This window comes from Pseudomonas sp. NFPP24 (assembly GCF_900112095.1).
GTDB lineage: Bacteria > Pseudomonadota > Gammaproteobacteria > Pseudomonadales > Pseudomonadaceae > Aquipseudomonas > Aquipseudomonas extremorientalis.
In genome coordinates, this window is record NZ_FOKD01000006.1 from 260,552 (window position 1) to 275,574 (window position 15,023).

A 15,023-nucleotide genomic window follows, 5' to 3' on the forward strand; every position below is an offset into this window, starting at 1 on the left:
ACGCCCTTGCGGCGCGTCAGCATTTTGGCCATTGATCGGGTATTCGCTTCCACCCTCATGCAAGCCAAGGATTTCTTCCACCTCGCCAGCCTGCGTTACGGCAAGCAACAAGGCCTGGGCCTGACGCCAGGGTTTGAAACACGCCTGGTCAGCCCCGATGGGCAATCGGTGTGCAGTTTCAGTGATGTGATCATGCCGGTGGACGGCGGCCTCGAAGACGCCGACATCATCGTGCTGCCGGCCTTCTGGGATGACTTCGACACCTTGTGCGCCCGCTACCCGCAAGTGCTGCCGTGGCTGCGCGAACAGCATGCACGCGGTGCTGTGTTGTGCGGCGAAGCCACCGGGGTATTCTGGCTGGCCGAAGCCGGCCTGCTCGATGGCAAGGAAGCGACCACCTACTGGCGTTTCTTCAATGCGTTCAGCGAACGTTTCCCCAAGGTCCAGCTCAACCAGGACAAGCACCTCACTGACGCCGACAACCTGTATTGCGCCGGCGGCACCACCTCGGCATGCGACCTCTACATCTACCTGATCGAACGCTTCTGTGGCGCCAACATCGCCCAGGCCGTGGCCCGCGACATCCTCTATGAAGTACAGCGCAGCTATTCGCCGGGACGTATCGGGTTTGGCGGACAGAAGCTGCATCAGGACGTAATCATCCTGCAGATCCAGCACTGGCTCGAAGAACACTTCGCCGACAAATTCCGCTTCGAAGACGTGGCCCGGGAACACGGCATGAGCATCCGCAACTTCATGCGCCGCTTCCAGACCGCCACCGGCGACAAGCCGCTGCACTACCTGCAACGGCTGCGTATCGAGACGGCAAAGGGCCTGCTCTCGGGCAGCCGCAAGAGCATCAAGACCATCAGTTATGAGGTGGGTTACGACGATGCGAGTTTCTTTGCACGGCTGTTCAGGCAGCACACGGAGTTGTCGCCGAACCAGTATCGCCAGCAGTTTCAGCAAGCGGCGTAGGTTCGCCGCTTGACGAAGCAAACGACCCTGTACACCGCAATGGTGCAGGGTCGAATTGAGAACCCTATGCCCGCCTACAAGCCCCTCACCCAATTCCTACTGACGAATAAGATGAAGTCGCTAGGTTGCGCCTTGGGCGCCTGCCATTTTAAACGAGGTCGAAGCCGTTGATTTCTGCCGAGCTACGGTCCGAATGCACAAAGGGCTTTTTCCAAACCGACTTACTTGAAATCAGGACGGAGACTCAATCATGTCATCCATAGGCAGCAACGCTCAATCGTTCAACCCAGCTGTACAACCAAATAAGTTAGACGCAAGTCAATTCAACGAAAATCTGACCGATCAGTTGAATCCACAAATGGATGAGAAAAAGAACAAGGAGGAGAAATATCCGGAGCTGGAGTTAAAAGTAATATTCAAGGGTCCGGACGGCGCGCTCTACGAGTTAAAAAAGGGCGAAATGCTCCTCATAGAACCGGCACCACCCAGCACAGACCAGATCACTTATTAACCAGCGCCCAAACTATAAAAGGACCGCAATCGCTGCGGACCTTTTATAGGCGTTACGTCAAGTTACGGCTTGTGCCCACGCGACAGGAACTCATGGGACTGCATTTCCAGCAAGCGGCTCAGGGTGCGCTGAAATTCGAAGTTTAGGCGACCGCCGGTGTACAGGTCCTTCAACTCAACTTCCGCCGAGATGATCAGCTTCACGTTACGGTCGTAGAACTCGTCGACCATGTTGATGAAACGTCGCGCGATGTCGTCGGTGGTAACGCTCATCTGCTCCACGCCGCTCAGGATCACCGCGTGGAAGATCTTGCCCAGTTCGATGTAGTCGTTCTGGCTGCGCGGGCCGTCGCACAGTTGGCGGAACTCGAACCAGGCCACGTCGTCGCAGGTGCGCAGCGCGATGATTTCGCGGTTCTCGATCACCAGCTTGTCGTTTTCCACCGCCTGGGTGCATTCCGGCGTAAGGGCACGGAAGCTCTTTTTCAGGCTTTCGTGGGCCGCCTCATTGAGCGGGAAGTGGAACAGCTCCGCTTGCTCCAGGTGACGCAGACGGTAGTCGACGCCGCTGTCGACATTGACGATCTCGGTATGCTGCTTGATCAACGCAATGGCCGGCAGGAAGCGTGCGCGTTGCAGGCCGTCCTTGTACAAACCGTCGGGCACGATGTTCGAGGTGGCGACCAGGGTCACGCCGTTCTTGAACAGCTCTTCCATCAGGGTGCCGAGGATCATGGCGTCGGTGATGTCGGAGACGAAGAACTCATCGAAGCAGATCACCCGCGCTTCTTCGGAGAAACGCTTGGCGATGATGGTCAGCGGGTTTTTCTCGCCCGGCAGGGTCTTCATCTCTTCGTGCACGCGCTTCATGAAGCGGTGAAAGTGCGTCCGGACCTTTTCCTTGAACGGCAGCGCTTCGAAAAAGGTGTCCACCAGGTAGGTCTTGCCCCGGCCCACGCCCCCCCAGAAGTACAGGCCCTTGACCGGCGTGTGGTCTTTCTTGCCAAACAGCTTGCTGAACATCCCTGGCTTGCTTTGCGAGGCCGCGAGCAGGTCATCGTACAGGCGCTGCAGATGACGCACCGCCGTTTCCTGGGCCGCGTCATGGAAGAATTCAGGGCGTTTCAGATCAGCTTGATATCGTTCTAGGGGCGTCATAATTTCGTTAGCAAGGCAACAAAAACGGGCCGTCACTGTAACGACGGCCCTGGATAATGGCAATCAACCCTTGGTCGGGTTAATCCTCGAGGGGGGTCAACGCGACGCGCAGAGCGGCGATGGCCGCATCGCGGGACGCTTCGTCGGCGAACTCAGCACTGTCCGCCACCGTCACGCCGTCCAACCACACGCTGAAGCCCAGGGCCTCGGTACGCAGGTCCAGCGCGTCGCCGCTTTGCAGTTGCTTGGTCACTGCGCCCGCCGCCTTGCCATCGGCAAAGTTGCGCGACAACAGCAGTTGCTCGCCGTCGGCGGCCAGCAGGCGGAAGCGGAAACTGCCGTCGTCTTCACGGAAGCTCACGAAGCGCGCGGCTTTCGCAGCTTTCTTCTTGGCGGCGACTGGTGCCGCAGCCTGGTTGACAAACGAACGCAGGCCCACCGCTTCACGCAGTTCAGCCAGGAACGGCGCCGCCACGGCACGGGCCTTCTTGGCGCCGATCAGCAGCAGGTCTTCCATGTCAGAAGGGCGCGACATCAGTTGATGGTAACGCTCGCGGGCTTCACCCAACTGGCCGTCCAGCAGGTGGAACAGGCGGTTCTTCGCCTCGCCCCAACCCAGCCCTTGCAGCAGTTCGGCACGGAATTCTTCTTCCTGCGCCTTGGTCGCAAACGCCTGGTACAGGGTGAACAGGTGCGAATTGTCCGGGTCCTTGGCTTCGCCCGGGGCGCGGGAGTCGGTGACGATCCGCGAGATGGCGTCCTTCATGTCCTTGGCGCTGGTGAACAATGGGATGGTGTTGTCGTAGCTTTTCGACATCTTGCGGCCGTCCAGGCCCGGCAAGGTGGCGACGCTTTCTTCGATCAACGCCTCAGGCATGGTGAAGAATTCTTTACCGTTGCCGAACAGGTGGTTGAAGCGCTGGCCGATATCACGGGCCATTTCCACGTGCTGGATCTGGTCGCGACCGACCGGCACCTTGTGCGCGTTGAACATCAGGATGTCCGCCGCCATCAGCACCGGGTAGCTGTACAGGCCCATGCTGATGCCCGCATCCGGGTCTTCGCCGGCTTCCACGTTCTTGTCCACTGAGGCCTTGTACGCGTGGGCGCGGTTGAGCAGGCCCTTGGCGGCCACGCAGGTCAGCAGCCAGGTCAGCTCGGGGATTTCCGGGATGTCCGACTGGCGATAGAACGTCACCCGGTTCACATCCAGGCCACCGGCCAGCCAGGTCGCGGCGATTTCCATGCGCGAGCGCTGGATGCGCTGCGGGTCATCGCATTTGATCAGGGCGTGGTAGTCGGCCAGGAAGTAGAAGGAGTCGGCATTGGCGTCCTGGCTGGCGAGGATCGCCGGGCGGATCGCACCGGCGTAGTTGCCCAGGTGCGGCGTGCCGGTGGTGGTGATGCCGGTGAGGATACGGGTACGAGTCGTCATGGGTAATCGCTTATCAGACTGCTATCAATTCGAGAGGCGCGGCAGCACCAGATCCTTCAGATCGGTGAGCTTGCCGTGAAAAAAGTGTCCGCATTCTGCCACTTTCAGCAGCTCATGGGGGCGATTCAAGGCGGCGGACCAGTCGTAGACGGTCTGCGGGTCGACCACTTCGTCGGTTTCCGGCTGGATAAGGGTCAGTGGGCAGGCCTGGGGCAGCAGGTCGCTGTCACGCAGGCGCATCACCGCGGCGGCGACCATGAACAGGTGCGAGAGTTTTTCGCCCTTGGCCTCCAGGCGGCCACCCAGGCTGGCGGCCACGTAGCCTCCGAAGGAAAACCCGAGCAAGGTGATCGGCAGGTCGGGGTGTTTTTCCCGCAACCAGGTAGCAGCCGCTTCAGCATCGTCCACTTCACCGGTGCTCATGTCGTGGGTGCCGGCACTCGCGCCGACGCCACGGTAATTGAAACGCAAGGTGATCAAACCGGCATCGCGGGCGGTGCGTTGCAAGGTCGATACAACTTTATTGAGCATGGTCCCGCCCTGCACCGGGTTAGGGTGACAGATCAGCGCCAGGCCACGTGGCTCGGGGTGATCCAGGTACAGGGCTTCCAATTGGCCTACCGGGCCATCGATCAAAACGGGGGTTTCACGCATGAGCAAGGAATGAACTCCGTGACCTCTCAAAGGGTCGACTCGTCTAGCTAAAAGTCTGTGCTTGGCATCATTGCGAGCTTAATCGCGGTATACAGCGCAGGTTTGAGCCGTTAACGTAAAGCAAAGCCGTTTATAGAGGAAGGACTCGTGGAACACTCGCTCTTAGTTTGGTTGTTGCCGACTCTTGCCCTGGTTGCCGGTGTCGCCATTGGTTTCCTGGTTGCTCGCTTGCTGCCGAATGCCGCGCCTAACCGCACGCAGCGTCAGCTGGATGATATCCAGGAACGTTTTGACAGTTATCAGAACGAGGTTGTTACCCACTTCAACAGCACCGCGACCCTGGTCAAGAAGCTCACCCAGAGCTACCAGGAAGTACAGGATCATCTCGCCGATGGCGCCAACCGCCTCGCCCTCGACGACATCACCCGCCAGCGCCTGCTGGCCGCGTTGCATTCCGATGCGCCGCAGACCCCACGGGAACGCCTGACCCCACCGCGGGAAAACCAGGAGCCGCCACGGGACTATGCGCCAAAAACGCCGAACGCCCCTGGCATGCTGGATGAGCATTACGGTTTGAAGAAGTAAGTCGTCTTCAAGTACAAAAAAAGCCCGGCTGATCAATGATCAGCCGGGCTTTTTTTGGGGCCTACCTGCTCGACTGGAATCGTTGCCGGCCGCTGAAAACGGGGCTTAAATCACAGCCTGGTCAACGCCTCGTGGCTGGACCTGTGATTGCAGCCGTCCTGCTTGTTCATCAGATGAATCACCGACGTTGCCAGTCGAGCCAGTGAATTCACGACACTGGCCGCAACCGGCCCGGTACAACCGCTCATGCACCCGCTGTTTTTCTCTTCGGTGGCCATTGCACGGGTAGGCTCAGGCTGGGGAGCGGCTGAAGGTGTGGCACTCTGGGCGGTAGCCGCGTAATAGGAAGGCTGGGTGGTTGAAAAAGCATTCACCGAATTCATAAAAAACCTCTGGATCAGTAGGAAAAATAGGGGATCCCCCCACCCCTTGAGTGAGTGTCCTCCCCAAAACGGTTCCTTTTCTGACCCGGCCTCACATCATACTGGGACTTGTTCCTGCAACTGCCCTCCCTCGATCCGCACATGCCGTCCATGGAAGCGCTTGAGGCTGCTGCGATGGCCGACGCTGACGATGCTCAGCCCCGGCAACTCATCGATCAACGCCTGATACAAGGTCGCCTCATCCTCTTCGTCCATGGCCGACGTCGCTTCGTCCATGTACAGCCATTGCGGCGCGAACAGCAACGCGCGGGCAAAGGCCAGGCGTTGCTGTTCGCCCGGCGAGAGCATGCGTTGCCAGTGGTTGGCTTCCTCCAGTCGGCCGATCAGATGGGGCAGGCGACAGGTTTCCAGGGCCTGTGCATAACGTTCTGCCGGGTAGACGCTGTCGTCCTGTGGATAACTCAACACCGCCTTCAACGTGCCAATCGGCAAGTAGGGTTTCTGCGGCAGGAACAGATAGCGCTCGGCCGGCAGGCGGATATTGCCGTGACCGTTGGGCCACAGGTTGCCCATGGCCCGCAGCAACGTCGACTTGCCGCTGCCGGAACGACCGCTGAGCATCAGGCGCTCGCCCTCGGCAACGGTCAGGTCGGCGCCTTGCAGCAGGTGACGGCCGTCGGCCAGGTCCAGACTCAGGTCCTTGACCTGCAAACCTGCGCCCTGATGCTGCAGGCCAATACCCATGGTGCGCGTTTCGTTGTCTTGCATGGCCTGGCCGAAACTCAGCAGACGATCACAGGTGGCGCGCCAACTGGCCAGCAATGTATAGGCGTCGACAAACCAACTGAGGCTGCCCTGCACGCTGCCGAACGCCTGAGCCACCTGCATCAGCACGCCCAGTTCGATCTTGCCGGCGAAGTAACGCGGCGCCGCCACCACAAAAGGAAAGATGATGGCGATCTGCGAGTAACCGCTGGTGAAGAAACTCAGACGCTTCTTGAGCTGCATGATGCTCCAGAAGTTGCTCCATACCCGTCCGAAACGCGCGCTCAATTGATGGTGTTCGTTAGGCTCACCGTTGAACAGCGCGATGCTTTCCGCGTTCTCCCGCACCCGCACCAGGCTGAAGCGCAGGTCCGCCTCAAAGCGTTGTTGACGGTTGCTCAAGCCGATCAGTTTTCGACCAATCACATGCGTCAGCCAACTGCCGATCACCGCATACACCAGCGCGGCCCAGAACATATAGCCGGGAATCGTGATGCCCCACACTTCGATGCTGCCGGACACCCCCCACAGGATCACCGAGAACGACACCAGGCTCACCAGGTTGCTGATAAAGCCCAGCCCCAGGGTCAGGGTGCTGGCGGTAAATGCATTGAGGTCTTCGGAAATACGCTGGTCGGGGTTATCGGTGTAACCGCCGTATTCCAGGTGGTAGTAGTTCTTGTGGCCCAGCCATTGGGCAAAGTAGCGTTCCGTCAGCCAGCGGCGCCAGCGGATGGTGAGCATCTGTTGCAGATAGGACGTGAACACGCCGGTTACAATCGCCACCACCGCAATCACGCTGAAGTACATCAGCAGGTGGGTAAAAGCGTCGTAGTCCTTGTGCTCCAGCGCGTTGTAGAAATCGCGGTTCCAACTGTTGAACCACACCGATACAGCGACGCTGAACAGCGAAAGCCCCAGCACCACCAACAGCAGCAGCCAGGCGATGCCCTTCTCTTCACTGCGCCAGTAGGGCGTAATCAACCCCCACACCCGCCGTAGAAATTGCCCACGCACCGCGTCGTTGACCGCGGAATACTCAGCGTTTTGATTCATTGTTTCGCTCGGCGCAGTAGTGTGAGTGGATCATAAGGTAGGCTTTAGCGCAGCGGGCAATTCGATGTCGCTCATTCAGTCAGCGTTCAGTATTTATTTGACTTACATCGGCTGGCAACCAGTACTCGAAACCGTCCCACTTACTCTCGGCACTTTGGAACACGCTCAGAGAGAAAAATCCTATATGACCCTTCCCGCGCCGATACAATTTGTACGCCTGCCCCCACAGACCATACCTACCGTCCAGGAGCAAACCATAGATGACTCCAGACAACTGCCCGCCTCGCCTGGACGGATCACGGAAGTCTATGAAACGGTCGACGCGTCCCACAGTAGCCAAAGCGTTGAACGCCTTATAAAAAATGCCAGCCAAACCATCCTGACGCCGGCACAGGAAACCTCACAAATAATTGCGCAAGCGTTGCGCAAAAAATTCAAGCTGCAGCTGAACCCCGACCATACCTATATCGTAACGACCAACTACGACACGACCAAACCGGCACCGTCGGATGGCAAGATACTCAACCAAATTAGCCTGACCGAGGCCGCACTGACCAACGTACGCAGGAAAAACAATGACGATGAATCGCCTACCGGACTGGCGCGGACGCACCCGACAGCCTCAAGACTGTTGAATATTTTTCATTCCTTTCCTCTCGTGTCAGTCATTCAGATGGCCCACGATTTCATGAGCCCGACATACGAGTACGTCGTTCGAGGCACAGGCACCTCAAAGGACTCAGTACCGAATCTGTCGTCAAAGGTCTCGCTTACGCCACAACAATTTCGGGATCTGGTATGGGAAACCGAGCTGATTACGCCTTACAAATCCTACTTGGACACGTTCTGGGCAACCCATGAAAAACCCTACGAGCTACTCACCAAGATAGCCCTCGTTCAAGCTGCCCTTGCACAACAAAAGGACGGCAGCCTGAGCAATGAAGAAACCCGCCTGGTCCTACGTGCATCGGGCCTTCAACCTGGAAAGCCTTGGTCTGAAACCAGTGTCAAGAACCTGGAAGCCCCGTATGCCAAGGACCCCGACGTCGACGTTGGTCTACTGTCGATCAATGGCGACGTATCTACCGACCTGCTGTACATCATCGACAAAAAGACCCGCCTGGACAGCCACGGCAAACCGATTAAAACCACCCTGCTGCATATTCCGGGCAACTCATCACCCCTGCACAGGTTTGATAACCCCGAAGCCATGAAAACCTGGCTGGCCGACCAGGCGGCTGACCCGATCAAGCGGACGGCGTTGCTTAACCACTTCACCAAGAACGACCAGGACGACAAGTTTTTTTCTGACGGCGTGAAGCAGTCCCTCGTGGGACTGGGGGGCTGGACCGAAGCACAGAAACCCAATGCGCTGGGCTTTACCTCACTCAGTGATTGGGACCCTCAGCGCTATATTACTCTGGAGCCCCTGAACGGCGACCCATTCAAGGCCATGACCCAGCGTCAAAAAGAGCGCGCCTATGCCGACGCCGATCACGACATCACTACCGATGGTGATGTAATCAAGGACGCCGCACTGAAACTGGCAGAGGCCGCTACTGCCACAGCGTTGCTGCTGACCCCGTTGGCGTTTGTCATGCCGGAGGTAGGCCTGGCGCTGGATGCGATCTACACAGGGGCCGGCATTACAGAGGTGGGCGTCGGTATCGATGATCTGGCCCACGGCAAATCCCGCGGGACCGACCGGATCGTGTTTGGCGTGCTCAATGCAGTGCCCGGTATCGCCGGCAGCGCATCCAAGCTCGACAGAGGGACGGCGTCGATTGAATCGGCGGTGGCAGACGAGGCTATCGAAGCACCCAACAGCCCTCCAACCGAAGACGTGACAACGCCGGCACCCACCGAAGCCGCCAATCGCCTGCGCCCCTCTGAATCTAACAACATCAGTGCCCATGCCGTCGAAGACGGCGAAAGGCTTATAGAGCACGCAACGAAGAACGCCAACAACATCTATCACCTCCGTGACGCCGACGGCCTGGACCGGTGGTTCATTCGACACACCGATCATTCGGAGATAGAACGGGTATATGAACTCAAAAGCAATTTTAAACTAACCGATCAGTACGCCGAAATTATTGACCCCACCTCCAGGCAATCGATCATGACTGTGCATCTCGACAAGGAGGGCATTTGGGTACAACTGGACAAAGGCGCAGGTATAAATTTCCCATGGAATGCCAGTAACTCCTCTGCCAAAGCTCAACTTGCGCAAGACATCAGCCGGATAGACAAAGACGAAAATGCACTGAGTAGCGCAGAGCGCGAGCGGGTGCTGGACGAGTTGACCCGCTTGACGCAGACGTCCAGGGCTGAAGATTACGAGAGCCTGAATGAGTACACCGAAGCCGGTTCGGGCGAAATCAATGAAATCCTTCGCACGGAGGTCGATCCAAACAAGTACCCACCGAATGTGAGCGAATTCCTGTCCGACCTGGATGAACAAGCCGAATACAGCGGCAAGGCCTATCGCTACGCCTTTGTTACATCAGAGGGCGCTGACAAACTCAAAAACGGTGTTGGGAGAGTATTCAGGGACAGCGGCATCCAATCGGCGTCAACCCAGGCCTTCAACGCCAAGGGCTGGGCAACCTGGGCAAAAGACACGCTGCCCGTAAAAAACCGCCAACCGGTAATTTATATCTTCGATGAGTCGATTGCCAAAAAGAACCTCTCCAGCAGCATCCTCCCCGACCACGTTGCGATCGAACCGCAAGCCTCACTCCAAGTGAGCGCTGCCAAGGTAAAAGACGGTATTTTGTATGTATCCTTCAAAGCCCCGGCCAAGTTGCCGGATCAGCGCTATAACCTGTTCGACGGCCGTGTTGCCTTTCCCTACTGAGTAACCACTCTGGCGAAGAAAAAGCCCGGAACGTCCGGGCTTTTTTGATCCAGCATTGCTCAACGCCGTACCGGACGCTTCTGCAACTTGCGCTGCAAGGTACGGCGGTGCATGCCCAGGGCGCGAGCGGTGGCGGAGATATTGCCTTCGTGCTCGGTCAGCACGCGCTGGATGTGCTCCCATTGCAGGCGGTCCACCGACATCGGGTTTTCCGGCACCAGGGTGTCGAGGTCGGCGTGTTCGGAGAGCAAGGCGGCCAGCACATCGTCGGCGTCCGCCGGCTTGCACAGGTAGTTGCAGGCACCGCGCTTGATCGCCTCGACGGCGGTGGCAATGCTGGAGTAACCGGTGAGGATCACCACGCGCATTTCCGGGTCGAGTTCCAGCAGCTTGGGCAGCAGCACCAGGCCGGAATCGCCGTCCATCTTCAGGTCGAGCGCGGCGTAGTCCGGCAGGTCGGCCTGGGCGATGGTCAGGCCCTCTTCGGCGGAGCCAGCGGTGCTGACGCGGAAACCGCGGCGGCTCATGGCGCGCGCCATCACGCGGGTAAAGGTGGCGTCGTCATCTACCAGCAACAGGTGCGGCAGTTCTTCGCCTTCGACTTGGATCTCGTCACTCATCGATATCTCCTCGTGCGACACGGGGCAGGCGCAGCTCGGTGAGCGTGCCACCTTCCTCATGACTATAGAGCTTCACTGAGCCGCCCGCGCGGGTCACGCTGGCCTTGCTCAAAAACAGGCCAAGGCCGAAGCCTTTGCCCTTGGTGGTAAAGAAGGGCTTGCCGATCTGCTCGGCAATGGCCAGCGGCACACCTGCGCCGTGGTCGCGAATGCTGATGGTCACGTCTTCGGCATCCCAGTCCAGCTGCACACCCAGGCCTTCAGGGCAGGCGTCGGCGGCGTTGTTCAACAGGTTGAGCAGCGCCTGGGTCAGATCCGGTGGTGGCGCCATGCGCGGCACCGTGCCCTGCCCTAATAGATGAAAACGGTAACTGGCTTCGGGGCGCATCAGGTGCCAACGGTTCAGGGCTTCATCGAGCCACTGGGTCACGTCCTGCATCTCCACCGCCAGGCGGCGATTGGCCTCGGCGGCGCGTACCAGTTGCTGCAAGGTCTGCTTGCATTGCTTGACCTGTTCGCGCAGCACGCCGAGGTCTTCCTGCAACGCAGGATCGTGGTGGTCCTGGGTCATTTCGTTGAGCAGCACGCTCATGGTGGCCAACGGTGTACCCAATTCATGGGCAGCGCCGGCGGCCTGGGTGGCGACAGCCAGCAGTTGCTGATCGCGCAGGCCTTCTTCACGGCGAATGGCGCGCAGCTCTTCCTGGCGGCGCAGTTCTTCGGCCATGCGTGCGGCGAAGAAGGTGATGACGGCGGCGGACAGCGCAAAACTCAGCCACATCCCGTAGATCTGCAGGTTTTCCCGGGCGATGGGAAAGGTTTGCAGCGGGTAGAAGCGCGCCAGTAACAGGGTGTAGAGGGTCAGGGCGATGCCCGACAGCACTACCGAATACCGCCACGGCAAGGTCACGGCGGCAATGGTCAAGGGCACCAGGTAATAAGACACGAATGGATTGGTGGAACCGCCGGAGAAATACAGCAACACACTGTGGATAAACAGGTCGCAAGCCAATTGCAGGGCGTACTCCAACTCGGTCACCGGCCAGGTGGTGCGCAACCGGATGGCGGTGAACACGCACAGTACGATGGAGAAACCCAGGGTCACGCCCAGTTGCAGCCACGGCAGAGGCAGCAGGTCGAACCAATAGGCGAGCCCGACGGAGCCGGCCTGTGCGGCCAGCACCAGCGTGCGGATGAACGTCAGGCGCCAGAGGTTCTGGCGGGTGGCGGAAGTCAGTTTTACGGCGGCGAGCATGAGCTCTCCCGGTGAGCGCTGCAGGCGGATCGGCAGGAGTATAAACGAAGCAGACCCACCGGCACGGCGCGTGTGGCTCTTTGCCGCAGGCCGGGCAAATGCCCGTTCGTCGGCATCGCTACAACATGTAGGTAATGTGTAAACCCGAAGAACCCGGTGCCACCGTCTACAGTCATACCGAACACGATCACCTCAAGGAGCTTTCATGTCTCGTTTCACTCGCAGTGCAGCTGTTATCACCCTAGGCGTGGCCACCCTGGCCAGCCTTCCGGCCGTGGCCGCCGAAGGACTGAACTACAACCAGATTTCCCTGCGCGCCGAAGTCAGCCAGGAGGTGGCCCGCGACAAGATGATCGTCACGCTGTACACCGAGTCCCAGAACAGCGACCCGGCCAAACTCGCCGCCGAAATCACCACCACCATGAACAAGGCCCTGGGCCAGGCCCGCGAAGTCAAAGGCGTAACCCTGCGCCAGGGCAGCCGCAACAGCTACCCGATCTACGACAACAAGAACCAGAAGATCACCGGCTGGCGCGAGCGCGCCGAGCTGCGCCTGGAAAGTGCGGACTTCCCGGCGCTGTCCAAGCTCACTGGTGAACTGCAGAGCACCCTGAAAATGGAAAACATGGAGTTCTCCATCGCCGACACCACGCGCAAGTCCAGCGAAGATGCGCTGCTCAAAGATGCAGTCGCCGCATTCAAGGCTCGCGCTCAACTGGCCACCGATGCGCTGGGCGGCAAGGGCTACAAGATCGTCAACCTGAACTTCAACACCAATGGCTACCCGATGCCTTACGCCCGTGGCGGGATGATGATGAAAGCCGCGATGGCTGATTCAGCCCCCACACCTGAAGTGGAAGCCGGCACCAGCCAAGTCAACATGAGCGCCGATGGCGTGATTGAAGTGCAGATGCCGTGACCCCTACCTGATAGACCTGAACGGCGTTACCCTCGGTGGCGCCGTTTTCGTTTGGGCAGCTTATATACACCTGCCACTTCAGGGGTCTCCATGGAAAGAATTGCCTTAAAACCGCTCCTCCTCGCCGCCGGACTGCTGGCCTTCATGCCAGTGGCCCACGCGGCCAGTACCCTGGTCTATTGCTCCGAAGCCAGCCCCGCCGGCTTCGACCCCAGCCAGTACACCAGCGGCACCGATTTCGATGCTTCGGCCGAGACCGTGTTCAACCGCCTCACGCAGTTCAAGCGTGGCGGCACCGAAGTCGAACCTGGCTTGGCGACAAGCTGGGACATCTCCAAAGACGGCCTGACCTACACCTTCCATCTGCGCGATGGCGTCAAGTTCCACACCACCGATTTCTTCACCCCTACCCGCGATTTCAACGCGGATGATGTGCTGTTCACCTTCAATCGCCTGCTGGATGCCGACAGTCCGTTCCGTAAGGCCTACCCCTCCGAGTCGCCGTACTTCACCGACATGGGCTTGAACACCACGATCAAGAGCGTCGAGAAACTTGACGACCATACCGTGCGCTTCAACCTGAACAACGTCGATGCGTCGTTTGTGCAAAACCTGGCCATGAGCTTCGCCTCGGTGCAATCCGCCGAGTACGCCGCGCAACTGCTCAAGCAGGGCAAGGCCGAAGAGATCAATCAGAAACCGGTGGGCACCGGACCGTTTGTGTTCAAGCGCTACCAGAAGGATTCGCAGATCCGCTACGTAGCCAATAAACAGTACTGGAAACCCGAGGATGTGAAGCTCGACAACCTGGTGTTCGCCATCACCCCGGATGCTGCGTCGCGCCTGCAGAAGCTCAAGGCCGGCGAATGCCAGGTCAGCGGCTACCCGCGCCCCGCCGATATCGACGTGATGAAGCAGGACCCGAACTTGCGCGTGCTGCAGCAGGCCGGTTTCAACCTGGGCTTCCTGGCCTACAACGTGACCCACCCGCCGCTGGATCAGCTCAAGGTGCGCCAGGCCCTGGACATGGCCATCGACAAGCCGGCGATTATCAAGGCGGTGTACCAGAGTGCCGGACAATTGGCGCAGAACGCCCTGCCTCCGGCGCAGTGGTCTTATGACCCCACCCTCAAGGACGCCCCCCATGACCCGGTCAAGGCCAAGGCGCTACTAAAAGAAGCAGGGGTTGCACCAGGAACTACCATCAACCTGTGGGCAATGACCGTGCAGCGCGCTTCAAACCCGAACGCGCGCATGTCGGCACAAATGATCCAGCAGGATTGGGAGAAGATCGGCATCAAGGCCAATATCGTCAGCTATGAATGGGGCGAATACATCAAGCGCGCCAAAAATGGCGAGCATGACGCCATGATTTATGGTTGGACGGGCGACAATGGCGACCCGGATAACTGGCTCGGCGTGCTCTACAGTTGTGCTGCGGTGAAGGGCAGCAACTACGCCAAATGGTGTAACCCGGCCTACGACAAATTGGTGCAGCAGGCCAAGGTCAGCAACGACCGCGAACAGCGCATCAAGTGGTATCAACAGGCACAAAAAATCCTTAAGGAACAGGTACCTATAACGCCTATTGCAAACTCGACGGTTTTCCAGCCCCTGCGCAAGGAAGTGCGGGACTTCAAGATCAGCCCCTTTGGCCTGACACCGTTCTACGGCGTGAGTCTAGATAAGTAACAGAAGCGCCCCAACCGAGTGCGCCAGACGCCTCGGCTGGGTCTTTTTGGTGCGACGAATGCACCGAAAAAACCCTCGAAATATACGCAAATATGTCGAAACTTTCATAATTGCGACATTCCTGTACGTTCGTACCACTGTTTCAGCCTCGCA

At 58.8% G+C, this 15,023-nt stretch carries 12 protein-coding genes; 6 read left to right on the top strand and 6 right to left on the bottom strand.

Annotated features, from left to right (window positions below; translation table 11 throughout):
• Positions 1-57 precede the first annotated feature (57 nt).
• The gene (locus tag BM026_RS15180; RefSeq protein WP_175507950.1) at positions 58-978 is read left to right on the top strand and encodes a GlxA family transcriptional regulator; all 921 of its coding nucleotides are present in this window, start codon (positions 58-60) and stop codon (positions 976-978) included.
• 250 nt (positions 979-1,228) lie between these two features.
• Positions 1,229-1,489: a hypothetical protein gene (locus tag BM026_RS15185; RefSeq protein WP_092240710.1), complete on the top strand. Its 261-nt coding sequence runs from the start codon at positions 1,229-1,231 to the stop codon at positions 1,487-1,489.
• A gap of 62 nt (positions 1,490-1,551) precedes the next feature.
• Here the strand turns inward: BM026_RS15185 and zapE are convergent, their stop codons facing one another.
• From zapE to BM026_RS15200, 3 genes are all read right to left on the bottom strand, one after another.
• A complete protein-coding gene (gene zapE, locus BM026_RS15190) occupies positions 1,552-2,646 on the bottom strand; it encodes a cell division protein ZapE (RefSeq protein ID WP_071491119.1) in 1,095 nt (364 codons plus the stop codon).
• Positions 2,647-2,725: 79 nt separating this feature from the next.
• Positions 2,726-4,081 (bottom strand): tryptophan--tRNA ligase, encoded by a 1,356-nt coding sequence (locus tag BM026_RS15195; protein ID WP_092240706.1) that lies wholly within the window; start codon positions 4,079-4,081, stop codon positions 2,726-2,728.
• A gap of 24 nt (positions 4,082-4,105) precedes the next feature.
• The gene (locus BM026_RS15200; protein WP_093119873.1) at positions 4,106-4,735 is read right to left on the bottom strand and encodes an alpha/beta hydrolase; all 630 of its coding nucleotides are present in this window, start codon (positions 4,733-4,735) and stop codon (positions 4,106-4,108) included.
• Positions 4,736-4,882: 147 nt separating this feature from the next.
• Here BM026_RS15200 and BM026_RS15205 point away from each other — a divergent pair, with 147 nt between their 5' ends.
• Positions 4,883-5,320: a Z-ring associated ZapG family protein gene (locus BM026_RS15205; protein WP_003171734.1), complete on the top strand. Its 438-nt coding sequence runs from the start codon at positions 4,883-4,885 to the stop codon at positions 5,318-5,320.
• Between the two features lie 479 nt (positions 5,321-5,799).
• On the opposite strand, the gene BM026_RS15210 is transcribed toward BM026_RS15205, so the two are convergent.
• Entirely contained in the window at positions 5,800-7,524 is a 1,725-nt protein-coding gene (locus BM026_RS15210; RefSeq protein WP_093512501.1) for an ABC transporter ATP-binding protein/permease, read from the bottom strand.
• Between the two features lie 64 nt (positions 7,525-7,588).
• Between BM026_RS15210 and BM026_RS15220 the strand changes: the two genes are divergently transcribed.
• A complete protein-coding gene (locus tag BM026_RS15220; protein ID WP_139217559.1) occupies positions 7,589-10,384 on the top strand; it encodes a dermonecrotic toxin domain-containing protein in 2,796 nt (931 codons plus the stop codon).
• Between the two features lie 59 nt (positions 10,385-10,443).
• Here the strand turns inward: BM026_RS15220 and BM026_RS15225 are convergent, their stop codons facing one another.
• Both BM026_RS15225 and BM026_RS15230 read right to left on the bottom strand, forming a co-directional pair.
• Positions 10,444-11,004 (bottom strand): response regulator transcription factor, encoded by a 561-nt coding sequence (locus BM026_RS15225; RefSeq protein ID WP_003171731.1) that lies wholly within the window; start codon positions 11,002-11,004, stop codon positions 10,444-10,446.
• Complete coding sequence (locus tag BM026_RS15230; protein WP_058423028.1) at positions 10,997-12,259, bottom strand: ATP-binding protein; 1,263 nt, start codon at positions 12,257-12,259, stop codon at positions 10,997-10,999. The genes BM026_RS15225 and BM026_RS15230 overlap by 8 nt, the downstream gene beginning before the upstream one ends.
• 205 nt (positions 12,260-12,464) lie before the next feature.
• Here BM026_RS15230 and BM026_RS15235 point away from each other — a divergent pair, with 205 nt between their 5' ends.
• Both BM026_RS15235 and BM026_RS15240 read left to right on the top strand, forming a co-directional pair.
• Positions 12,465-13,178, top strand: coding sequence for an SIMPL domain-containing protein (locus tag BM026_RS15235; protein WP_071491113.1), 714 nt, complete (start codon positions 12,465-12,467; stop codon positions 13,176-13,178).
• Positions 13,179-13,268: 90 nt separating this feature from the next.
• Complete coding sequence (locus BM026_RS15240) at positions 13,269-14,870, top strand: ABC transporter substrate-binding protein (protein ID WP_071491112.1); 1,602 nt, start codon at positions 13,269-13,271, stop codon at positions 14,868-14,870.
• Positions 14,871-15,023: the final 153 nt, after the last annotated feature.